This window comes from Natrialba taiwanensis DSM 12281 (assembly GCF_000337595.1).
Taxonomy (GTDB): domain Archaea; phylum Halobacteriota; class Halobacteria; order Halobacteriales; family Natrialbaceae; genus Natrialba; species Natrialba taiwanensis.
Window position 1 is genome coordinate 170,567 of the sequence record NZ_AOIL01000019.1, and the last position, 22,078, is coordinate 192,644.

Genomic DNA, 22,078 nt, shown 5'->3' on the forward strand with positions numbered 1-22,078 from the left:
GATTAATCCCACTGCTTCTGCATAACTTATCAGAAGGTATTTTATATCCCTAGTCCAAATTAGAAGTATGATTCCTCCATTCCCTCTCCTGATATTGCAGGCTGCACTTCCAGCAGGCATGACCATCGACATGGTCGTTGTTTTTCTGATTATTCTCGGAGCCATCATCCTATTCGTGACTGAATGGCTTCCGATTGACGTGACTGCGATTGCAATCATGGTCACACTGATCATCCTCGAGCCCTGGACGCAGATCACCCCTGCGGAGGGTATCTCCGGATTCTCCAGTTCGGCAACGATCACCGTTCTGGCGATGCTCATCCTGAGCGCAGGAATCAGTCAGACTGGTATCGTCCAGATCATCGGCCGGAAAATATCTGCTTTCGTAGGTGACAGCCTCCACAAACAACTCCTCGCCACTATCGGCGTCACTGGCCCGACCTCGGGATTCATCAACAACACGCCAGTCGTCGCGATCCTCGTCCCGGTCATCTCCGACGTCGCACACAAGGGGAAGACCTCCCCCTCGAAACTCCTCATTCCGCTGTCCTACGCCTCACAGTTTGGCGGGATGCTCACCCTCATTGGCACTTCTACCAACATTCTCGCCAGCGACACGGCGGCTCGCCTCTCGGGCGAGTACCCCGCCCTCCACGCCTTCGATTTCTTCGAGTTCACCACCCTCGGCGTCATCGTCCTCATCACCGGCTCGGCCTATCTCCTCACTATCGGGCATCGACTGCTCCCCGAACGTGTGCCAGTCGAAGAGGACTACGTCGAAGAGTACGAGATCACAGAGTACCTCGCGGAAGTCGTCGTTCGAGACCACTCGCCGCTGACCGGGAAAACTGTCGAAACGGCCATCGAAGAGGCCAGAACGGACGCCGACATCCTCCAACTCATTCGCGACGGTGAACGGTTCACCGAACCACTGGCACGCAAACAGATTCACGCCGGTGACACCCTGCTCATTCGAGCGAGCAAGGACACGCTTGAACAGCTCGCCGATACCGATGACCTCGCTATTGAGGGTTCAATCGGGACGGACGAAGAACTCGAACCCCAGCAGACCGACGACCAGTCCATTGTCGAGGTTGTCATCCCGTCGAGGTCTTTTCTTGTCGGAGAGACGCTCACAAGCTCGACCTTCCGGCAGCGCTACGACGGCAATGTCCTTGCGCTCCGGAGCCGCGGTGAGGTCATCCGTGACCGCATGGATGACATTACGCTTCGAGAGGGCGACACGCTCCTGATTCAAGCCGACTCCGATAGTATCGACCGACTGGCTCAGAACAACGACTTCGTTCTCGGACGCGAGGCCGAGAACCCAGACTATCGAACAGACAAGATTCCACATGCAATCGCCATCATGTTCGGCGTTGTCGGGTTCGTCGCCATCCCCTGGGCGTTCCTTGGGAACGGCCTCGCATCGCTCACTGGTGTCGAACAATTCACGATGCTCGCTGGGGCACAACAGGACATTCTCGTGACTGCACTCGCCGGTGTCGTGGCGATGGTCATCGCGGGGGTGCTCAAGCCAAACGAGCTGTACGACTCGGTCGACTGGGACGTGATTTTCCTGCTGGCTGGTGTGATCCCGCTGGGAATCGCGCTCGAACAGACCGGTGCCGCGAGGCTGCTCGGGAACCTTGTCGCCGCCTCCGCCGAGTTCCTCCCCGTGATACTTGTCCTATGGCTGTTCTACATCGCCACGGGCCTCATCACGGAAGTCATCAGCAACAACGCCAGCGTCGTGCTGATGATCCCGGTTGCCGCGGCAGCGGCGACGTCTATCGGCGCGAATCCGTTCGCGTTCGTCTTAGCGGTGACGTTCGCCGCTTCGACCGCATTTCTCGGACCGGTCGGCTATCAGACGAATCTGTTCGTTTACGGGCCGGGTGGCTACAAGTTCACTGACTACTTCCGAGTCGGTGCACCCCTCCAACTCGTCCTGTCGACGGTGACCGTCCTCGGGATCGCGTTCTTTTGGGGGGTATAATCTTGTTCGTAGCGGTCTAACCAGAGACACATGTTCAATCAAATCCTACTTCCGGTCGATGGCAGTAAAGCAAGTGAACAAGCGACCGAGCACGCACTCATGCTCGCCGAGACGTACGACGCAACTGTCAACGCGCTCTTTGTCTTAGATAAGAGCATTGTTCCCAACGTGTTTGAAGACGATTCCGATGACGAGCAGATCGAGACGGAACTGAGAGAGACGGCATAGTCAGTTCTCGATTCAGTCATCGAAACCTGTGAGAACGCTGGTATCCCGGTTACGAGTACAATTCGTACGGGTCATCCGACCGAGGAAATTCTCGAAGCGATTTCGAGCACCGATAGCAACCTCATCGTACTCGGGTCACACACCCGAGGGCGACTTGCCCGCTTCCTCCGCCGTTCCATCGCAGAGCAGGTTGCCAGCGAATCACAGGTCCCCGTGTTGACTGTTCGAGATGGTGCTGATGACGTTGAATCGGGGTATCGTCGAATCCTGCTCGCAATAGACGGTAGTGACAGTTCTCGGCAGGCAGGCACATACGCCTTCGACCTTGCTGCTGCGTATGATGCAACCGTATACGGAATCCACATCGTCGAAACGCGATTTGGCAGTTCGGACCCGATCCGAAGGATGCTCGAGCAGCAAGGAGAAGAGAGTATTCAAGACGCACGTGTCCAAGCTGCGCGAGCGAGTGTCGAACTCGTACCGACGGAACGAGAGGGCGACCCAGCACGTGAGATTCTTGATTTCGCTGCCAAGCAGGACATCGATCTTATCGTTCTGGGAACGCATGGACGAGCGGGGTTCGATCGAGTCGTGATGGGGAGCGTCGCTAGTGATGTCATTCGAGAGGCCAAGCAGGCAGTGTTGACAGTTCGAGTGAAGTCAAGTGAGTAACAATAGTCGTGCTAGTAGTGTCACCAATTCACGTCCGAACCTATTAGCACGCTAGTGATTTGTAGAAAACCACATCCCGAAATCGTGATCTTCTAGGAGGGAGATTCAATACATCGAAATAGAGTTTATGAAATGCCGTATCGAAGCTAGAAGCCGTGTTCCTGCTGTGAATGCCGGATAGAGCCAATATACAATACACTTGGCTAAAAGCTAATTTAACCAAGTGAGTTTAGGAGGGTGGACGCTGTACCCCACAGTGAGACTCATGGATTCGGGAAATTCGAGGCCTGCAACTGGTTCTCGCGATCGTGACCCCACGGATACGACCATCCAACAGTCGGTCGACCGCTACCTGAACTCGCTCGACTCGGGCGGTAGCCGCGCGAGTATGCGCCCGGCGCTGACCGAGTTCAGTTCGTTCTGCCACGAGGAAGGAATCGACGGCGTAGCCGATCTCGACTCGAGTGATTGCCGCGAGTACGGGCTTTGTCTCCGAGAACGCACGATCAACGGCGACCTCGCCGGGTCGACGGCGAATACGTACTTCCGCTACGTGCGGGCGTTCCTCTCGTTCTGCGTTCGCGACGAGCAGCTCGCGACGAACCCCGCCGACACCGAGCGCGCCGAGGAGTTCCTTCCTGAAGACCGAGCGACGAGAGACACGCAGTTCTGGACCGCCGAGCAGCGCCAGCAGTTACTCGCGTACGCGAACGAGCGCGTCGAAATGGCTCGCGAGGAAACCATTGAAGTACCACTCGAACGGGCCTATCGCGACCGAACCATCGTCGTCCTGCTCGCGGAACTCGGCGTACGCGGGGCCGAACTCTTTCGCGATCAGAACGACGACGATCGGCTCGGCCTTCGGTGGGGCGACGTCGATCTCGACAATCGGACCATCGAAGTGTACGGCAAGTCCCGCGAGTACGAGGCCGTCGGGCTGACCGCTCGGGCTCACAACGCACTCTCGCGCCTGCAGCGTGTTCACGAGCCGCCGATCGACGACTGGCCAGTGTTCCCGACCGGCCATACGGCGAGCAAGTACAACGCCGTCGAAGACGCTACGGGAGACCGGCCCGAGCCTGGTAGCGATATCGACGCGATCCTACGTGAGCAGGCGATCGCGCCGCCCTCGATTACGAAAGAGGCCGGCCGGCAGATTCTGAAACAGTTGACCGAGGAGGCTGGGATTGAACTCGAGGGCGACCAGGAGTATCTGAAACCCCACGGGGCGCGACGGGCGCTTGGTGCGGAACTGTACGAGCAGGGTCATTCTGAACTCGCACAGGCAGCGCTGCGGCACAAGTCAATCGAGACGACCCATGATGCCTACAGTGATATTCAGGCCGCTGACGTTGCCAAGTCGATCGATGAGGTTCGGGAGTGAGACGCGGGACGATCAGCTCGGTTATACCCGGTGTGTTCGAAATACATACTCGGTTTGACAATCCCTGTTATCGATTCCGAACCTAACAGGTTCGTCTGAAACTTGTCGGGACGCACATCATCTTCGACATCAGCGATGCACTGCTTCTTCTAACGGGAAACATTCAGAACTTCGGACTCTCAGCTACCTGCTCGTGAGACTCAGTACTTTACAAAGCCGTAGTTGAGAAGTCCGCTTGCTGAGTTGTATCCAAGTAACCAAAGCAAGCGGACGGTGAAATCCACGAGGACCATCTCCTTAACGTCCTTATCGGTACCTTCTCGCTTGATCTCGGTGAGAACGCTGAAATCAATCTTGGTCTAGGGGACCTCGCTGACTTGGCGAGTGGCTATCCAGCGGTCGTCCATGCACTGCGAGAGGGTACATCGCTCGAGGGAGGCGAGGCGTTCCATGCTGCCCTCAACGACTTTCTTGAGGCGTTCGGCCACCGTGCGACTGGTGAACTCGATATCAGCCGTCCTCGATGGTGCAATGAATCCTCCGGATTACTCACAATGGTTCGGGCGACCCTCAAACACGAGCAGGCAGGTGAACACCGTGAGCATCTCCGCCAGATGGTACGGCAGGCATCCGCAGTGACGGAGCAGCTCGAAGAACAGGCAAACCACGGAATATTCGGCCCGCTTTGCAAACAGATTGTCCGTCGTCTGATCCGAACCTATCGCGGCTACATCTAGACGTGCGAGCATCCGAAACATGGTCTTGCCCACCTATTCGCGGCGTGGCACAAAACCTTGGACGCACCACCCGTGTTAACCAGTCAGAGTGAAGCGCTAAGTGATCGCATCGAATGCGAAGACGTTCCCGAGGGGGCGCTCGTCGGCACTGGTGTCTCTGGTGGCGTCGTCAAAGGGGTCGCTCGGGTCGTCCGTGATCCATCCGGGGTGACGATTGAGAAGGGTAAAATTCTCATCGTGCCGTCATCCGATCCAGACTGGACGCCGTTGTTCCTGAACGTGGTAGGGATGGTCGTGGTGGTCGGTGGCCACGGTGCGCTCGTCGCCCCCGAATACGGACTTCCTGAGGTAGCGTTGGTGTCCGAAACAACCCGTCGCATCGAAACGGGACAATGGGTACGAATCGATGGGACACAAGGAATCGTCGAGATCATCGACGATGATGAATGACGAATCGGAGTACGGATTGCAGGGAAGTTTGAATTTCAGTCGGTAGTGAGAGAATCTCTCGGTTTCCCTATAAACATTCTACGCCTACTGTTCGGAGGTTTACTGCTTCTACTCGCTGATGATGGTTTCATATCGTTCCGCTGAGGGGGCGAGTTCAACCGGCAGGTCATGTCTGAAAGTGAAAACTGAGGGTGATACTCATCAGCTACGTGTATGCATCGGATAGACGGACAAAAGAAAGGTACGCATCAAACTCATCCTCCGAGGTTGTGCGATTGCTGTTAATCTCTTCTATAGCAATTATTCCTAGTAAATTCTTCTTACTTACTTCTGCCGTGAAAGGAGTTATGGAGAGTAGACTTAATAGCTGAAATGAAAATATCAATCTTAAATACTCAAATGAATTATATAATAGCATAATATAGAAACTACTATGAAGATGAAAATAATAATGGCTGGTAAGAATATCCCGTCTATTTCTTGTCCCAATAAGTAAGCAATATACAGCGAACTCGAGATAATTACAAGAGCATGGGAAGCAAGAGCAAAACTGGGCTTGCTATTATGGATGGACCGGAGAAATGATAAGTGGGGCGATAAGATTCACTACCCAAAAAACCCCAATTCTATTATCATAAAACATTCTCTTCACGATAGTTTGGGCCAGGTTATATTATATCTTCCTATCATTCCCTAGTATAACTGTGATAGCAGAATTCCCTGCTGAGTTGAATAACGATCTAACCGGCTGATATCACTGGTTAGAAGGGTGAAGTCGAGGAAGTCGACTCTGTCCGTGCATTGATCACTGCAATTGCTTCCGAACTCCCGGCAAAACCTCAGCTTCCTCTCTCTCGGTTGAGCATCCTCAACATTCACATGGTTGCTGTCTGTGAGATAGATCCGTGTCTATCACCATCGACGACCGCCGTCTGGTTCAAGCAGGCAGTGATCAAACCTTGGACCTACACCACTTGAAAAACGTCCCGAAGCCCCGAGTTCAAACAGAAAGCTTCGCCCGTGCTGGATCTGTACAACGATGCCTGGAACTGTAGAGAACGCTGACAGGAACGTCATAGTCTGTGCTGACGAGAAGAGGGCCATTCGTGCCCGGTATCAGAGATCGCCGGGACCGGGCCGCCCACTTCGGGTTGACCATTAGTACGAATGCCACGGTGCTGTACGTATCAGGTAGCCCTCATCGTTGGGACAGAAGAGGTCTACGGGCCGTGTGTGGTGAAGAATTTGCGAGCGAATTTCGAACGGGTCGTTGAGATGGTGATGGCCAAGCCGATCTGCCAGTAGGCAGATCGCGTCTTCTGGATTACCGACAGCGGGATCTCTCACCACCCAAATACGTTCACAGGGTGGCGGAAAAAGTAGTACGATAACATCGAAGGGTTCCATCTTTCCACGGAAGTGTCATGATTGATTCTACTTTTCAGTGCTGACGCGGAAAGCGCTCAGCGGTGAGAGCTTCGATTCAAGTGACGTTATTGCATCAGATAAGTGGATTCGAAGTGCTATGGAACAGAGTTCCAGAGCCGTTCGAGTGGACCTACACGAACGAAGATTTGGAGAAGTTGCCCGCGATAGAATAAAGCTCGTTGGTGGCGTCTAAGTAGTATGATAATAATCCCTGTGCAGGCACGCCAGACCCTTACTGATCAGCTGGATTCCCACGCGCGCACCGCTTGGAGTGAGCGATGCGCGCGTGTTGATGCCCGATTCCGTGGCGAATACGCTTACACCGACGCCTTTGAGAGCAACCCTTGGTTCGGACCTAACGCGACCGAAGAAGAAAAAAGAACGAATTCGGCAGATCCCAACCAAGCTGTGCCAGTTAGCCTGGACCGAGGACCCGGACTCGTGGGGATTCGTCTTCTACAAGTATAGCGACAATCGGTACGAGCCGTCGATTATGCTCGACAACTCGTTCGCTAGCCCACCAGAATCTTGCTCCGACACCGCCGCCCAACTCTACCTCCAGTAGGGAGCGCAACCGGGTACGGGCTTAATGAATGGTCCACTGAGTCTCGCTCTCAAGAAGCGAACAAGTAAGGTAGGGCAGCCCATATATCTTAGCAAACTTTTCTCTCCCCTATAATCGTCCTATTATACTATACGCTTATTACAGATGTAGATAGATGACTGTTATCATTACAATCGTACGACTGTAATATAACTCAACTTCGAAGTACGACAATCGCTTTATTGCTGTCATCGCTCCCTATTCTATCACTCTATGTCCGTATATATAGTACTATTATATACCCTCATCCCACAATTTCACCAAACGCTCTTCTGTAGGAGATTGTTGATGGTGCACAGCTGTCGCTCTGGAACCGAAGAAAGCAAGGATACCCCGTCAGCGGTGTCCGTTAGGCATGATTCCGCTGGATGTGTTTAGGTCGGAATCTGCCGCAGTGGATCTGTTGCAGCAGGTTCTCTGGCGAACGGAGTTACTTGCCCTTGCTGCCGTTCTGACCGAACGGTCAAGAACGGAGGCTATGGGCGCTTTCAGCGCTATCTCCGTAAGAATTGCGACCGCACGTTCAACGACAAGACTGGCACGATTTTCGCCCATTCAAAGATTGCACTCAGAAAGTGGCTGTTCTCGATTTACGCGTTTCTTCGGTCTAACACGAGTCTCCGTCAGCTTTAGTTCGAAATCGACATCCAGTACAAAGCGATCTACCAGCACGTCGAGCGCCTTCATGAAGCGCTCGACGCACCTTCGCTCAACCTCGTTGGTCCGGTCGAGATCGACGAAGTCTACATCTCTGTGGGGATGAAAGACCGCGAGCGCGACCGGTCGTCGCGCTCGCGTGGCCTCTTCAGGTGCGGACAAGGATCGTACGAACAGGACAAACCACCCGAGTTCACAATCGTCGATTGTAGCACCGGCGACCGATACGTAATCCCCGCGAAATCCACCGATGAATCGATGATTCGTCTCCTTCTTGTAAACCGCGAGAAGGAGCCACTGACCGTCTACACTGACGGATTTCTTGCCTACGATCCACTCAACGAGGACAACGCATTTGATCACGGATACGTCGTCCACGGTGACGGCCAATACGCGGATGAAGACGTTCACGTCAACACTGCGAGAACCACGGATCGTTGCTGCGACCGTGGCTCTCGCCACATCGAGACATCTCGAAGGATAAACTTACACAGTATCTCTGATCCTTTCATATTCGACAAGAATTGCTGCGGAAATAGGGGAAAGAAGTGCTCAAACACGCCATCAAAGCTACGCTGTGAGATCAGCAAAGTGCTACACAAGAGCGCTCAACCAAAATAATTCTTTGTTCGGCGACCTTAAATGGACAAGAACCGAACGGATAGGTATGGAGGCAATTGAACTAACGAGTAGCCAAGAGAAGATTCTTCGTACAGTGATCGATCTTCACACGAAGCTGCAGACGACAGTGAAGGGCGATGATATTGCTGATGAGGTTGGGTTGAAGGCCGGAACTATCCGAAATAAAATGCAGAGTCTCAAAGCACTACAGCTCGTAGAAGGGTTCCCTGGTCCAAAGGGAGGATACAAACCGACCGCTGCAGCATACACTGCCCTTGAAATTCAGCAGATAGATGACCCATCTGCCGTCACAGTCAAATACGACGGGGAGATGGTGGACAATGTGATTGTAGAAGGTATCTCCCTTTCGAGTGTACACCATCCCGACCTCTGTCGAGCCGAGATACGTATGCAGGGAGAGGTGGATAATATCTCTGAGGGTGATTTACTTACTGTTGGTCCAACTCCACTCTCGAGATTGACTGTAAAAGGAACAGTAGAACAAAAAGATAGAGCCTCTAATATTGTTACCCTTCAGATCGAAGGTATGCAAACCACGGAAAGTGAATCACCGCGAGTACGGTAGCATGTGACTTCCGTGGGTGGCTCAAGGTGTTTGAGAGACCGTCAGGGCCATAGTCCACGTGACTCGTGTGCATCAGCAATACGCGAAAGGGCGACAATATACGCAGCATCTCTCCACGAGACATCTCGACTCTCATATTCAACACATACCGCATTCCATGCATCGACCATTTCTGTCTCGAGTTCCTCCCGAACCGTTTCGAGGGTCCACGATCGTCGATTGATATCTTGGAGCCATTCGAAGTAACTCACTGTCACACCACCGGCATTAGCGAGGATGTCCGGAATGACCGGGACGCCTCGTTCATTAAGGATGGTATCTCCAGTTGACGTCGTCGGTCCGTTTGCACCTTCCACTACGATATCTGCTCCAATCCCATCGGCGGTAGCTTCAGTGATGACATTTCCTACTGCTGCTGGAATGAAAATATCCACATCGAGCTCGAAGAGTTCATCGTTCGACAGTACCGTGTCTGCATATTCTGTGACCGCATTAGGTTCCTCATCATACGAGGGAACAGCGTGAGTATTGATTCCTGCCGGGTCGTACATTGTGCCGTTCACGTCGCTAACGGCAACAATAGTTGCACCCCACTCATCGAGGAGGCGTGCAGCGTTTGCACCAACGCTCCCATAGCCCTGAATGGCGATCGTCGCTTCCGAGAGTGGACGGTCGTAATAGTCACAGGCCGCACGCGTAATTATCGCAACACTTCGGCCGGGTGCTTCAGTACGTCCTTTGCTCCCGCCAACGATGGGTGGCTTTCCAGTAACAACACCTGGAACTGTTTCTCCTTCCTGCATCGAATACGCATCCATCAACCATGCCATTGTCTGTGGGTCGGTCCCCATATCCGGAGCAGGGATATCGTGATTTGGCCCCAGTACATCTCGAAGCTCTTGAGTAAATCGCCGAGTGAGACGCTCTTTCTCGGCAGTGCTCAGATCCGTAGGGTCGACCGCAATACCACCCTTGGCACCACCAAAGGGCAGGCCCATGACTGCACACTTCCAGGTCATCCACATCCCGAGACCTACACACTCGCTTCTCGTCACCTCTGGGTGATATCGGATCCCACCTTTATACGGACCCTTGATGCTGTCGTGTTGAGCCCGGTATCCTGTGAACACACTAACTGACCCATCATCACGCTCAATTGGGACCGTGACTTCATGAACTTGTTTGGGGTGTTCAAGTCGCGTGATAATGTTCGGATCGATGTCAAGATGATCTGCAGCTCGACGAAGTTGTCTTCGGGCTGTCTCGAGAGCTGACTCTGGCTCAAATTCCTCTTCAGCCGTAGCTTGGTTACTATTAGACATTTTCTCTTTAAGGCGCCTCCCTTCAAATGGCGCCTTGAAGGAGATAATAGGTGTCTAAATATATACTTACTGCTCTGTGAGCTATATCTCGGAATTCTAACCAAAACCTGAGTGGTATACGATAATATATTAACAAGATCGGGGATCACTTCTATGGGCTCTTCTCTGAGACGTTTCTCCAGTCGAGTCAGCGACTAGGCTTGTGACCTCACGGACGCTTTGAGGAACACCGAGTACACTCGCCACGCGATCGATTTCGCTGAGTACGAACTGGAGTTCGCTCACCAGCACCTTCTCCGAATTCGTTCCTGCCATTCCCGTAGCCGATCCGTCTATGAACGCTTCTCCGTGGAAATCGAACGTCCGTATGCATCCTTCTCTTTCCAGTTGGTTTGGGTGGTAAGCCCTCTTGCTATGCAAGTTGAGCCTTCGAGGCAAACATGTACTGGTAACTTTTAGTCGCTGTCCGTAACTGCTTCTCGTAGATCAATTCGGACCCACTATGCTAGTATCTTCCCGTCTCGGGTTTAAACCACATCATCTCCAACGATAATAAATCAAATCTACAGGAGAATGGGTATCAAAGGAACGAATCTATGACCGAAGAGAGACCGGCGTATCCATCCCTCGAGAACCGAACGGCTCGCCACCGAACTCTGCAAGCAATCGGTCGCGACGGTACTACGACGAAGCCAGCCAGTGGCGACTGCTCTGATCGTAAGTGGCCGACGTACTGGATAACCGCCGCATCATTGCTTGAGTGGAGCGATCCTTACGAGCGCATCGTCGACAAGGAAAATGAGCCGTTCTATCGGTGGTTCGTCGGTGGGAGCTTGAACGCCGCGGAAAACTGCATCGATCGNATCATTGCTTGAGTGGAGCGATCCTTACGAGCGCATCGTCGACAAGGAAAATGAGCCGTTCTATCGGTGGTTCGTCGGTGGGAGCTTGAACGCCGCGGAAAACTGCATCGATCGTCACCTCGAGGAGCGGAAGAATCAGGTTGCATTGCGGTGGGAGGGGAAACGTGGCGAGCGTCGAACCTATACGTACTACGACCTCTATCGCGAGGTGTCAGCTGTCGCAGCCGCGCTCCGCGAACTCGGCGTCGAAGAAGACGATGTCGTCACGATCTACCTGCCGAAACTCCCCGAGTTACCGATCACGATGCTCGCCTGTGCTCGTATCGGTGCGCTCCATAACGTNTCGTCACGATCTACCTGCCGAAACTCCCCGAGTTACCGATCACGATGCTCGCCTGTGCTCGTATCGGTGCGCTCCATAACGTCGTTTTCGCGGGGTTCTCCCCCAACGCGCTCGCTGAACGGATGCAACGTCTTGACTCACACACGCTCGTCACATGCGACGGTAGCTCCCGTGAGGAGACCGTGATCAATCAGAAGCGGAAAGCCGATACAGCGCTGGCATCGATCGAGGAATCGCTCCCAACAATCGTCGTCGATCGACTCGGTTCGAGTCACGATATGCACCTCGGTGGGAACCAATACGATTATGACAATCTCGTCGAGGCGTTCGTCGGTGCGAACGTGCCCCCAGTGCCGCGGAAGGCGACCGACCCCCTCTTTCATATCCACACGTCAGGAACGACCGGTGACCCGCAACGGATGACTCACGCAATCGGTGGCTACCTCACAGGTGTTGCGTGGACGGCCCAGACCGTATTCGACCTCATGCCGGGGACCACGATCTGGTGTACGGCCGGTGCTGGGTGGATTACCGGTCACTCCTATGTCGTCTACGGGCCACTGCTCTTGGGTGCGACAGTCGTCCTCGCGGAGGGGAGTCTCCGCTATCCGGACCGCTACCGTCCGTGGGAGGGGATTGAACGGAACGGCGTAGAGGTCTTCTATACGACACCGGGAGTAATCCGAACGTTCATGAAGTGGGGCGAGTCGTTTCCCTCGTCCCACGACCTTTCGTCGCTGCGACTGCTCGGTACCGTCGGTGAACCAATCAGTCCGGATACTTGGGAGTGGTACTACACCCACGTCGGCGATGAACGATGTCCGATCGTCGATACGTGGTGGCAGACCGAAACCGGGCGCGTCCTCATCTCGGACCGTCCCGGAATCGACGAACTGAAACCGGGTTTGGTCGGCCGACCGTTACCGGGAATTGAGATCCAGATCGTCGACGAAGACGGCCGCGAGCTCCCGCCGGGCGAACCCGGCTATCTGACGATTGACCGTCCCTGGCCGTCGATGCTTGTTCNTTTTCGGACCCACGGGCGGATTCCTGGCAGTACTTCACCGGCGACCGCGCCGTCGTCGACGACGACGGGTACGTGACGATCATCGGCCGCGATGATGACGTTATTACGATCGGCAACCGTCGCATCGGAACGGCCGAACTCGAGGCTGCAATAACGACCGTTGACGGCGTTACCGAGGCTGCTGCCGTCGCTGAGCGTACCGCCGGCGAGACCGCTCTTTGCGTCTTCGCGACGCTTGAGCAAGGACAGCAGGATCGGACCGCCATCCGGAATGCGGTTGCGGATGCGGTCGCCGAACACGTCGGCGAATTTGCACGACCAACGAGTGTCGTATTCACACCCGAACTACCCGAAACCTACTCCGGAAAGACGATGTACCGACTCCTCGAGTGCATCGTCAACGACCGACCGCCCACGGACAGTGACACTCTCAGAAATCCAGAAATCGTCGGTGAGCTTACGACGATTTGGAATCAGGAGTGAGTAGGATGAGAGTGTTCCCGATTACGTTGTCTCGTCCACTGGTGATGGGGTATCTTTGCGGCCTCGAGTCTCTGCTGGCTGTTCGATTCTGTAGGTAACGATGAGAGGCGTTCGTGTCGCCTCCTTCGTCTATTCGTGGTCGATGCCTTGTGTCCTATTTAGTATGAGTCTCACCATCGTCTGTGCGTGGACGGACCTCTAGCGGGCGCATCATATCGTGATCTTCGTGTTCGATCATATGGCAATGCCACATATACGTGCCTGTCTGATCGTTGAATATCCCATCGTACTCTCCGAAGTGGACAATGACGTGGACGACTTCAGCGGGGTTCACAGTGACCACATCATTCCACCCGCGTTCATACGGTGCAGGTTCCTCGAGCGCGCCCGGGTTGATCTCGTCTTCAGCCGGATCGTAATCCCCGAGCGACTGTCGCCCCAGCACTTGGAAATGCACGAGGTGGAGATGCATCGGATGGGACATTGCACTCAGGTTGGCGAAACTCCAGATCTCGGTATCACCGAGCGCGGGTTCTTCGGTCACCGGATCGTCGAGTTCGAGACCATCCGGCTCCTGACCCGTTCCGAGCAAGTATAGCTGTCGGCCGTAGTCATCGGTTGCGCTACCGTTGAGCGTAAGATACCGCTCATTGTCGACTGACTCCACAGAGATTTCAGGAATCTGCGTCAGATTATCGGGGAGTTGATCGTTGTCTCGTGTGTCTCCCGTGCCACCCACGTCTACAAGCATGATCTCGGGAAGCGAGACGATGTCGTCATCGGTTGAACTCATCTCACCGCGGTACTGAGCGGGTGCGTCATTGTGGAGCAGCAGTGTCTCTCCAGCATACTTGGTAAAGTCGACGACGACATCGGCACGCTGACTCGAGCCGAGTTCAAGGCGATCGTCAATCTTGATTGGACTAGAAAGGAGTCCCCCATCGTTCCCGATCTGGACGAACGGTGGTCCTTCGTTGCCGATCTCATTCGACGACTCATCGTACTGGAGAAGTTTGAGGCTATAAAAGCGGCTGTTTGCGCCATTGAGGAGCCGAAAGCGATACGATCTAGGTTCGACAGAGAGCCGAGGCCAAGCCTTCCCGTTGACGACCGACGTATCGCCGTAGAACTGCGGAACGATACCCGGGTCGGGATACGACTCGTCTCCGCCGCCTTGCTCGTCTGAGACGGCCGTTGGATAGAACAGCGACCCGTCCTCGTTAAAACTCCGATCTTGGAGTACGAGCGGAATCTCGTACTCGCCGTCGGGCAGGTCAAGGTTCCGTTCGCGTTCGTTCCGCAGGAGGTAGAATCCTGCGAGACCGGCATAGACGTTGAGTCGCGTGATGCCGAGCGAGTGGTCGTGGTACCACAGCGTCGCCGGTGGCTGCTCATTTACGTAATAGTAGTCTTTCTTCTCGAACGCAGGTCCTGTCTCTTGGAAATCTCGAGTAAACCACGCCTGCGCGTGGCCATCACTTTCGGCTTCGACGTTCCCTCCATGAAGATGTGTGACAATCCGTACACCAGTTGTGTCATACGGAACGATGTCGCTGTGAATCGTCGGGTCTTCGGGCAGGAGGTGTTCGTCTGGGAGTTTGTTCTTCCACCGAACAGAGATCGGCTCGCCTTGCTCAGCCTCGATTGTTGGGCCCGGGTATTGACCGTTGTACCCCCAGACAGTCGTCGCTGGAAGATCACGATGTATCTTCTGCTCGACTTCGCGTATCTCAACCTCGTAATGAGGTTGTCCGTTCTTCGTTCCAGACGAGTCCATGACGTCTGGTCGAGGAACCTTGTCGACCCATCTCTCGAGGTCGGGCGACGAATGGTCCACTATCGTCGTCGGTTTCGTTTCGGAAGTTTGTGGATCCGTACTGTCCGTATTACAGCCTGCGAGAGCCGAAATGCTCGCGGTACCAGTTGCCGCGAGTACCCTACGGCGCGATAACTCCGGCCGGAATCCGCCAGCGTAATCATTCATAGTACATGTAACCGTATGAGCCCACCGTATATTCGGGATCAGCCAATTCCTATCGAGTCAGAATCCGAGGAAGGTACATCACTGGAAGCGGCCTATCGCGTCTGACCATCGTTCCCGAAACATGGAATGAGACATGCGAATCGATCCGGAGCCGATGTGGCTGGAGGATACAGCTACACCAACATCATTATGGTTCATCCGGAACAAACTACCTAGGTACATCGCGGTAGATGTGTCCGCTAGAGATACCTTGATCACTATGAACGAAGTTCCTCCCCGGTTACAGACGTTCGATATTGCGGAAACGAACGACGTAGTTCGAGAGTATCTGAAAACCGAGTGTCTGGAACATCCCACGAGAGGGCCCTACATAAAATCACGAGTACTGTATGAGGGTGTCGAAGACGAAATTGATGACCGGTTCTCCTTGGAACTATTCGGGTTATTCTGTGAAAGCCGAGCGTACCTTGAGAAGTGGTCAAGAGGATACAACGGATCGTATCGGTATCGAATCTTAAGAGAGCACCTCTACTAACGGTGCGTTGCATACGAGTTTCCGATAGGGACGACGGTAGGTACTTAATAGTTCGACTAGGGAGAATCTTTATGCTAACCCAACTGGTATGAAGAGCTATGACCAAACAGACGGCGAAAACGACGAAACGATCACTGGTCGTAATCGATACGATTCAGAAATTGGGCGGTGCAACACTCGAGGAATTGACTGGTGAATTGAAGATTTCGAGAAGTACGATTCACCTCCACCTCCAGACTCTTCTCGAAGAAGGGTATCTCACGAAAGAGGGTGCGGTATATCACATCGGGTTGCGGTTCCTCAATCACGGCGAGTATGCCCGCTCACGCAAGAAGGCGTACACGTTGGCGAAACAGGCTGTAACAGAACTTTCCGATCGAACCGATGAAGAGGTCGAATTCGTCGTCGAGAACGATAATCGCGGCATTCTCGTCCACGAATCCTTTCATCCGGACAGTCACTTTCCATCCAAGGAACGACATATCTCTACCGCGCCTAGCTCTGCTGGGATCTACTATTATCTCCACAGCGTTGCAACCGGTAAAGCGATTCTCGCCGAATTACCCGACGAGCGCGTCGAAGCGGTCTTGAACGACTGGGGGCTCCCCAGACAGACGGCACACACAATCACAGACCGGGACGATCTTTTGCAGGAATTCGAGCAGATTCGCGATCAAGGCGTTGCATTCGCGGACGAAGAGTACGTCGATGGTCTTAGAGAAGTTGGGCGGCGCGTGACAGGTCCCGATGGGAGTGTTCTCGGTGCGATTGCCATTATCGGCCCGAAGTATCGATTCACGGACGAACGGTACACTACCGAGCTGCCGGAGATACTGACGGAATATGTCAACGACCTCGAGACCGAAATCAGAGATTCGTACTTAGACGATTATCGCTAAGTAATCAGATCGCTCACGAGTTTCGGCGAATAGTCCGAATATACTAAGCAATTATATGGTTCCTATTTTTGGAACGAAGTTGTGGACATCCATTACACGCGTGTGCATATAATCCACTTGAAGATGATTTCGAAACTGCACGACACATCGTCAACATATTCGGAAAATAGGATTGCTGTATACTATCGAACATGAACATTGAGTTCTAGGAGAATCGCCGACCGTCGTCAACAGTGCTGATGGCAGCTAGGTTGGGAGGGACCAACTAAAATAAGAATTTCATCACACATTGAATAAAAGAGCCGTAATGAACGGGTCCACAGTACGATACCTAGCGAACAGGCGGTTACGATCCGTCCCTGTTGACTTCAACTACCGTCCCGATCATCGTCCATTCCGATTCGTCTACTCCCTTTCGTCCGACCAGAATTGATTCGTTATCCGTGCTCGTGATGAATCGATAATCCGCATCATCGTCCTTACGAATACCCTCTGCCTGAAATTCCTGCTGAAAGAACTCGGCCCCTGTAATATGAAATACGGCCGTCGTTCCGTCGTTAAGCGTAAGCTCGACGGGTTCGGGACTGATCTGGTGTATTCGCTTCGCGATCGGGTTGAGGTCTGCCATACCTGCGTACTAGCGGTCGCAGCCTATAAGTCGTGCTGATCTCGCGTTAGATCACTTCGGTGACGTTATCGAGTACATCCGTATCTACGAACAGAATGACGTGATCCCCCGGTCTGATTACGGTCGTTCCTCGAGGCGTCACGAGTTCACCAGTTCGAGCGATCGCTCCGATAATAACTCCATCCGGGAGGTTCGCCGTAGAATCCCTGATTTCACGATCTGCGAGAATACTTTCTTCTGTAACTACGATCTCGATCACTTCCGCGCGATCGTGGTCGAGCAGTACGATCTTTTCAGTTGGGATCAGTCGGGTGAATCGAATGATCTCTTCGGCGGTTTCTTCGCGCGGATTCACGGTCACATCGACGCCAGTGGTCTCGAATAATTCGGTGTACTCGGTATCCTCGACGATAGCGACGGTTTCACCGACACCAAACTGGCGGGCTACTAACGATACGAGTAAGTTCCGTTCATCGTGCGGCAATGCAGCGATGACGATATCGGTGTCTCCGATATGTTCGCGCTCCAGAAATCCAGCGTCTGCAGGGTCTCCCTTAAGTACTGTCGTACGTGGAAGCGCTTCGGCCGCGGTTCGGGCGAGATCGGGATCAGGTTCGATTACTCGAGGATGATAGCCATGCTCTTCGAACAGTTGGGCTATTCGAAAGCCAATCTCGCTCGCTCCAGCGATAACAACCTCGTCGGTCGGACTTCGCGATGACAGCGAAATACGGTTCGCGACGTTCGTAACGCCGCTAGCGCTTCCGATGACTACGATTCGATCGGTGGATTCTATTATAGTTTCACCAGTCGGAAGTATCAACTCATCGTTGCGAAAGATCGCCGCGACTGTTACCGATTCATCCAGATCGATCTCGCGCACGGTTCGATCGATGAACGGACTCTCCGGGTCGATTTCGAATGTAGCCATTCGGACGAGACCGTTCGCGAACGTATCGACCTCCTGTGCAGCAGGGAGTCCAGAAATCCGAAACACTGCTTCGGACGTCAACAAGTTCGTGCAAATCATGAAATCGGCACCGAACGCATCCTGACGGTCATTCCACGTTTTGAAGAGCGTTCGGTGCCTCACTCGGGCAACCGTGAATGCATTAGAGATCGTCGTTACGGTCGCACAGATAACGGTATTGACGTCGTCATCGTCGGTACACGCGATTACGAGATCTGCTTGATTAATTTCGGCCTCTCGTAGTGTTTCAATATCTCGGCCGTCTCCGTGGATAACGAGTACATCATACGCGTACGTGAGTTCCTCAATGATCTGCTCATCACAATCAACAACAACTACCTCGTGAAGGTCTGCGAGCGTTGCAGCGATCGTTCGTCCGACCTCACCAGCTCCGATAACCGTTATACGCATCGAACTCTCATTCAACGGGTAATCGAGGCTTGGCTTGAAAGTGACATCAGTAATCGTCATTGATCTCTGTGGACCATCCGATAGACTAATCGACGAGGCCGTAGTCGCTTTGTCCCGGATGTGTCCATAAATAGTACCCATTGACCAATATAAGTTCCGTTCATGACTGATGCAGTCCTCGGCCGGACCCAAATCACAGAGCAACGACGATTGAATTGATTACTATTAGTTCATCATCGTTTCTGTGATCAGTGGTGAAAGATAAGGTCAAGGACAGAAACGGGCTCTCATTCGGAGTATATCTCGTCTAATAGTTTGCTTACCAGTCAGTTGTGTGAATTGAGTGGTCGATTCACCCGATTGAATGTAACTCTCTACTCAAGAGTATAACAGAATAGTCCAGTATATATGGACTATTATTAGGCTATTATGTACGGAAAGAATTCTCAGGCTGACTCTTCAAATGACCGTTGGACTTATTTCTTCTATATTACTATTATTAAATATATGGAATAAATCTCAGGAGGTGGACTGTTACAGACGTACGTTTGTATAAGCCTATAGATGGAATCGAACGCAAAACGATCGTAATCCTATTATATTGGACTAATAAGTACGGAGCCAGTAGGTCTCGTTATGGCATCTATATCGCTATTCTGTAGGTAACCAATACCTTGACTACGACTCCTCCCGAATATTTGGACTCACATGGGAATGGGTGACTATGACCAGCGTGAGTACGAGCGTCGCGAACAAACAATCTCTGAGATCGGATCCGAGTCGGACGACCAGCCGGACGAGTACCGAGGGAAACTAACGTTCGACGAGGGCAGTTCAACCGGTGAACTCCTCGAAAACCTCCGGAAAATCAAGTCGAACGAATTGTGATAGAGCTCGAGAACAAACCAAACCAAACGATTTATCTCAATCTGATGGGTACTACTGCATATGGGGCTTGACGAAATCCTTAACGGCAACCACCTCACAGGCCGGCAAGCCGCGATGATCTTCTTCGGATGGTTAACATTGGTGTTAATAGCTGGGATTACTCTCCTACTGATCACGAGTGGATCCATTGGATAGATGATCGCATTTGAACAAGTACTATGAGACGCATCGCTTTCCACTCTCTTCGAACCGTACCGTTCGACGAGAATCCTGGAGGTGTTCGGTCCCACCAGTAGATGAACCGACATTCACGCAGTAATCCGCTCTCCAAACACCAATGAGATGTGATCAAATACATGAATGCCCTAGGTAGTTGAACCGACTTGATCGATGCATCTGCTGAGTACTCGGATCAGTCTGGGCCGATATCATGTGGTGCCACTGGAGAATCTGATAAGGGACGATACCGTCGAAGAAGTCGCCTAGGCCTAATCCAAGAAAAATGCAGTTTGGACGAACGGTTTGGCGCATTGTGGAAGGCCGAGCCACTCGTCCTCGATGTCGCTCATAATATGACCCGCCACCAACAGGAAGAATGTGTAGTCTGAAGCAGAAAACATCGGATTACAGGCAACGTGTCGAGCAAACCGCTGTTCTTCCTCACAGATAATTTTGAGTAGAATATCACGGACAGTATAAAGATGAATGGGCCAGTTACCGGTATTTCCAATAGATCGTTCGTAAAGTTCATCCTCCGCCCGCCATGTTCGTGGTCGCACGGCTATGATTACTGCGCTGAAATATAGTACGGCAAGCATAGCCGCTACAAAGTACCCGAGTATGATCCCTATAGCAGCGCTTGTGGGCCACGGCGTTGACGTGAAGGTCAGAACGTGGATCAACCATGAACCTAACATGACTGTGAAAAGTAGTAAGTAAATTCGTCGTAAACGATGTGCGATCGCTTCTTCTCTGATGATTTTAACTATAGGATGGCGGTAATCTTAACTCAACTACTTTCGCCATACTGGATCTTCAATTCCCGCTGAGGGGTCTAATCCGTATGTAAAGACGTTTTTCTGCCTCATACGAACTCGTCCTCGCCATAGATCATATCCGAGATAGCGCTGGGCCTCCATCAGTAAGAAAGCGCACAGTGCGGCCATTCCTAACAGAAGAATGTAATGGAGACGGTTGGAACCGGAAAATGCCCACGTGAGGACGCCGCTCATGACGAGTATGGCCCGATTCGACGTCCGATCGAGGCGTTCTCGCCAGTACTTTATCCAGTGGATCTCGCCTTGATATAAGTGTGCCATCGACGAGCTGGGGGACATCTCTTCCTCTAACAGCCCTTCACCGATTTCGCGGTGATCAGCGTCAGTTAGATCAATGTCTTTTGCTGATTGTTGAGCCATTCTCGATGTATCTGTTCGGCAACGAAACTAATAGAGGTAAAGCCAGCAAGTGAGCGACGGATACAGATCCCGTACAAGTTGAGCGGTGCTTATGGTCAATGTGTTCGTGTAGTGAGCGGTACTTCCACGAGCGAACACATCAAAAAATATATTTTTAATAGAGCAATCCGTTCATAATAGATACGGTCGTATCGGGAACGAGCAATCTATCTCGAGACATTCAAACCAGTCGTCGCGCTACGGAATCGTGTGAAGGAAGACGAATCGTACGAGCATGTTATTCTTGGCAGTGACGATGAACTAACCACGGCGGACGTCCGCGGATACGATTTTCGCGGGGAGTTCGACTTTCACGATCTCATCGAGTCTTACGAAACGACAGGGTTTCAAGCGACGCACCTCGCTGAGGCCGTCGATATCGCCGAGCGAATGCAAGAAGAGAAAGCGACGATCTATCTCACGTTCACCTCGAATATTATCTCCTCGGGATTGCGTGAAGTAGTTGCATATCTGGTCCGTGAAGGGTATGTCGACGTACTCATCACCACGTCTGGGGCGTTGACGGAGGACGTCATCAAGACCGCAAAGCCGTTCAAGATGGGGAAGTGGAACGCCAACGAGGCGACGCTCCGCGACCGCGGCATCAATCGGCTCGGGAATATTTTTGTTCCGTCTGATCGATACGTGTGGCTGGAGGAGTACCTGTACGACTTCTTTGATGACTTTTTCGCAAACGAAAAAGTGCGCACGCCGACAGCCTTCGCACGAGAACTAGGTGAGACGCTTGACGACGAAGATTCCGTCTTGAAACAGGCCGCGGACAACGACGTCCCCATCTACTGTCCGGCACTGACGGACGCCGAAGTCGGTAACTTTCTCTATTATTACCGCCAAGGATATGATTCGGAAGTCGGGATCGAAATTCTGGACGACTATGACTC

General features: G+C 52.8%; 18 protein-coding genes and 5 pseudogenes. 16 read left to right on the top strand and 7 right to left on the bottom strand.

The window, feature by feature from the left end:
* The first annotated feature begins 118 nt into the window (after positions 1-118).
* The 8 genes and pseudogenes from C484_RS07485 (at position 119) to C484_RS07525 (ending at position 9,366) form a co-directional block, all read left to right on the top strand.
* Positions 119-1,999: an SLC13 family permease gene (locus C484_RS07485; RefSeq protein ID WP_006825344.1), complete on the top strand. Its 1,881-nt coding sequence runs from the start codon at positions 119-121 to the stop codon at positions 1,997-1,999.
* A 30-nt stretch (positions 2,000-2,029) separates the two neighbouring features.
* Positions 2,030-2,443, top strand: a pseudogene (locus tag C484_RS24925) (universal stress protein); the annotation flags it as partial.
* Positions 2,441-2,899, top strand: a complete 459-nt coding sequence (locus C484_RS24930; RefSeq protein WP_083867305.1) for a universal stress protein — start codon at positions 2,441-2,443, stop codon at positions 2,897-2,899. The pseudogene C484_RS24925 and the gene C484_RS24930, both read left to right, overlap by 3 nt.
* A gap of 265 nt (positions 2,900-3,164) precedes the next feature.
* Positions 3,165-4,283, top strand: coding sequence for a tyrosine-type recombinase/integrase (locus C484_RS07500; protein ID WP_006825347.1), 1,119 nt, complete (start codon positions 3,165-3,167; stop codon positions 4,281-4,283).
* A gap of 377 nt (positions 4,284-4,660) precedes the next feature.
* Positions 4,661-5,020: a hypothetical protein gene (locus C484_RS23990; RefSeq protein WP_152422662.1), complete on the top strand. Its 360-nt coding sequence runs from the start codon at positions 4,661-4,663 to the stop codon at positions 5,018-5,020.
* A 72-nt stretch (positions 5,021-5,092) separates the two neighbouring features.
* Positions 5,093-5,470 (top strand): PEP-utilizing enzyme, encoded by a 378-nt coding sequence (locus C484_RS23995; protein WP_006825349.1) that lies wholly within the window; start codon positions 5,093-5,095, stop codon positions 5,468-5,470.
* A gap of 2,387 nt (positions 5,471-7,857) precedes the next feature.
* Positions 7,858-8,698 (top strand): annotated as a pseudogene (locus tag C484_RS22150) (IS1595 family transposase).
* A 128-nt stretch (positions 8,699-8,826) separates the two neighbouring features.
* Entirely contained in the window at positions 8,827-9,366 is a 540-nt protein-coding gene (locus tag C484_RS07525) for an Rrf2 family transcriptional regulator (RefSeq protein ID WP_006825352.1), read from the top strand.
* A gap of 41 nt (positions 9,367-9,407) precedes the next feature.
* Here the strand turns inward: C484_RS07525 and gdhB are convergent, their stop codons facing one another.
* Together gdhB and C484_RS24250 are read right to left on the bottom strand one after the other, a co-directional pair.
* Complete coding sequence (gene gdhB / locus C484_RS07530) at positions 9,408-10,688, bottom strand: glutamate dehydrogenase GdhB (RefSeq protein ID WP_049915112.1); 1,281 nt, start codon at positions 10,686-10,688, stop codon at positions 9,408-9,410.
* 192 nt (positions 10,689-10,880) lie between these two features.
* Positions 10,881-11,098 (bottom strand): annotated as a pseudogene (locus C484_RS24250) (transcription initiation factor IIB); the annotation flags it as partial.
* 186 nt (positions 11,099-11,284) lie between these two features.
* Between C484_RS24250 and C484_RS24935 the strand changes: the two are divergent.
* From C484_RS24935 to C484_RS24950, 4 genes and pseudogenes are all read left to right on the top strand, one after another.
* Positions 11,285-11,563: an acetyl-coenzyme A synthetase N-terminal domain-containing protein gene (locus tag C484_RS24935; protein WP_006825354.1), complete on the top strand. Its 279-nt coding sequence runs from the start codon at positions 11,285-11,287 to the stop codon at positions 11,561-11,563.
* Positions 11,556-11,750 (top strand): annotated as a pseudogene (locus tag C484_RS24940) (acetyl-coenzyme A synthetase N-terminal domain-containing protein); the annotation flags it as partial. The gene C484_RS24935 and the pseudogene C484_RS24940, both read left to right, overlap by 8 nt.
* 188 nt (positions 11,751-11,938) lie before the next feature.
* The gene (locus tag C484_RS24945; RefSeq protein WP_394295304.1) at positions 11,939-12,997 is read left to right on the top strand and encodes an AMP-binding protein; all 1,059 of its coding nucleotides are present in this window, start codon (positions 11,939-11,941) and stop codon (positions 12,995-12,997) included.
* On the top strand, positions 12,994-13,404 hold the full coding sequence (locus tag C484_RS24950) for an AMP-binding enzyme (RefSeq protein ID WP_006825357.1): 411 nt from the start codon (positions 12,994-12,996) through the stop codon (positions 13,402-13,404). Before C484_RS24945 ends, C484_RS24950 begins: the two co-directional genes overlap by 4 nt.
* 154 nt (positions 13,405-13,558) lie before the next feature.
* Here C484_RS24950 and C484_RS07540 read toward each other — a convergent pair whose 3' ends face one another.
* Complete coding sequence (locus C484_RS07540) at positions 13,559-15,388, bottom strand: multicopper oxidase family protein (RefSeq protein WP_239640940.1); 1,830 nt, start codon at positions 15,386-15,388, stop codon at positions 13,559-13,561.
* 633 nt (positions 15,389-16,021) lie between these two features.
* Here C484_RS07540 and C484_RS07550 point away from each other — a divergent pair.
* Complete coding sequence (locus C484_RS07550; protein ID WP_006667323.1) at positions 16,022-16,822, top strand: IclR family transcriptional regulator; 801 nt, start codon at positions 16,022-16,024, stop codon at positions 16,820-16,822.
* Positions 16,823-17,168: 346 nt separating this feature from the next.
* Here C484_RS07550 and C484_RS07555 read toward each other — a convergent pair whose 3' ends face one another.
* Positions 17,169-17,450 carry a hypothetical protein gene (locus C484_RS07555; protein WP_006667324.1) on the bottom strand — a complete coding sequence of 94 codons (282 nt, stop codon included), beginning with the start codon at positions 17,448-17,450 and terminating at the stop codon, positions 17,169-17,171.
* A 46-nt stretch (positions 17,451-17,496) separates the two neighbouring features.
* A complete protein-coding gene (gene trkA, locus C484_RS07560; RefSeq protein WP_006825359.1) occupies positions 17,497-18,831 on the bottom strand; it encodes a Trk system potassium transporter TrkA in 1,335 nt (444 codons plus the stop codon).
* 708 nt (positions 18,832-19,539) lie between these two features.
* Between trkA and C484_RS22885 the strand changes: the two genes are divergently transcribed.
* Together C484_RS22885 and C484_RS24590 are read left to right on the top strand one after the other, a co-directional pair.
* Positions 19,540-19,719: a DUF5786 family protein gene (locus C484_RS22885; RefSeq protein ID WP_152422665.1), complete on the top strand. Its 180-nt coding sequence runs from the start codon at positions 19,540-19,542 to the stop codon at positions 19,717-19,719.
* Between the two features lie 60 nt (positions 19,720-19,779).
* Complete coding sequence (locus C484_RS24590) at positions 19,780-19,914, top strand: hypothetical protein (RefSeq protein ID WP_006825360.1); 135 nt, start codon at positions 19,780-19,782, stop codon at positions 19,912-19,914.
* Positions 19,915-20,067: 153 nt separating this feature from the next.
* Here the strand turns inward: C484_RS24590 and C484_RS24955 are convergent, their stop codons facing one another.
* Positions 20,068-20,250: a DUF2243 domain-containing protein gene (locus C484_RS24955; protein ID WP_204366372.1), complete on the bottom strand. Its 183-nt coding sequence runs from the start codon at positions 20,248-20,250 to the stop codon at positions 20,068-20,070.
* Positions 20,251-20,447: 197 nt separating this feature from the next.
* Positions 20,448-21,137 (bottom strand): annotated as a pseudogene (locus C484_RS24255) (DUF2270 domain-containing protein); the annotation flags it as partial.
* Positions 21,138-21,386: 249 nt separating this feature from the next.
* On the opposite strand from C484_RS24255, the gene C484_RS07575 reads away from it, so the two are divergent.
* Positions 21,387-22,078 (top strand): deoxyhypusine synthase family protein (locus tag C484_RS07575; RefSeq protein ID WP_006825361.1); only part of this gene is annotated, 692 nt, incomplete at its 3' end.

Bases quoted from the DNA above. Each gene is read 5' to 3' on its own strand.
- C484_RS07485 (WP_006825344.1), top strand. From the start codon at position 119: ATGACCATCGACATGGTCGTTGTTTTTCTGATTATTCTCGGAGCCATC.
- C484_RS07500 (WP_006825347.1), top strand. From the start codon at position 3,165: ATGGATTCGGGAAATTCGAGGCCTGCAACTGGTTCTCGCGATCGTGAC.
- C484_RS07525 (WP_006825352.1), top strand. From the start codon at position 8,827: ATGGAGGCAATTGAACTAACGAGTAGCCAAGAGAAGATTCTTCGTACA.
- gdhB (WP_049915112.1), bottom strand. From the start codon at position 10,688: ATGTCTAATAGTAACCAAGCTACGGCTGAAGAGGAATTTGAGCCAGAG.
- C484_RS07540 (WP_239640940.1), bottom strand. From the start codon at position 15,388: ATGAATGATTACGCTGGCGGATTCCGGCCGGAGTTATCGCGCCGTAGG.
- C484_RS07550 (WP_006667323.1), top strand. From the start codon at position 16,022: ATGACCAAACAGACGGCGAAAACGACGAAACGATCACTGGTCGTAATC.
- C484_RS07555 (WP_006667324.1), bottom strand. From the start codon at position 17,450: ATGGCAGACCTCAACCCGATCGCGAAGCGAATACACCAGATCAGTCCC.
- trkA (WP_006825359.1), bottom strand. From the start codon at position 18,831: ATGCGTATAACGGTTATCGGAGCTGGTGAGGTCGGACGAACGATCGCT.
- C484_RS22885 (WP_152422665.1), top strand. From the start codon at position 19,540: ATGGGAATGGGTGACTATGACCAGCGTGAGTACGAGCGTCGCGAACAA.
- C484_RS24590 (WP_006825360.1), top strand. From the start codon at position 19,780: ATGGGGCTTGACGAAATCCTTAACGGCAACCACCTCACAGGCCGGCAA.
- C484_RS24955 (WP_204366372.1), bottom strand. From the start codon at position 20,250: ATGCGCCAAACCGTTCGTCCAAACTGCATTTTTCTTGGATTAGGCCTA.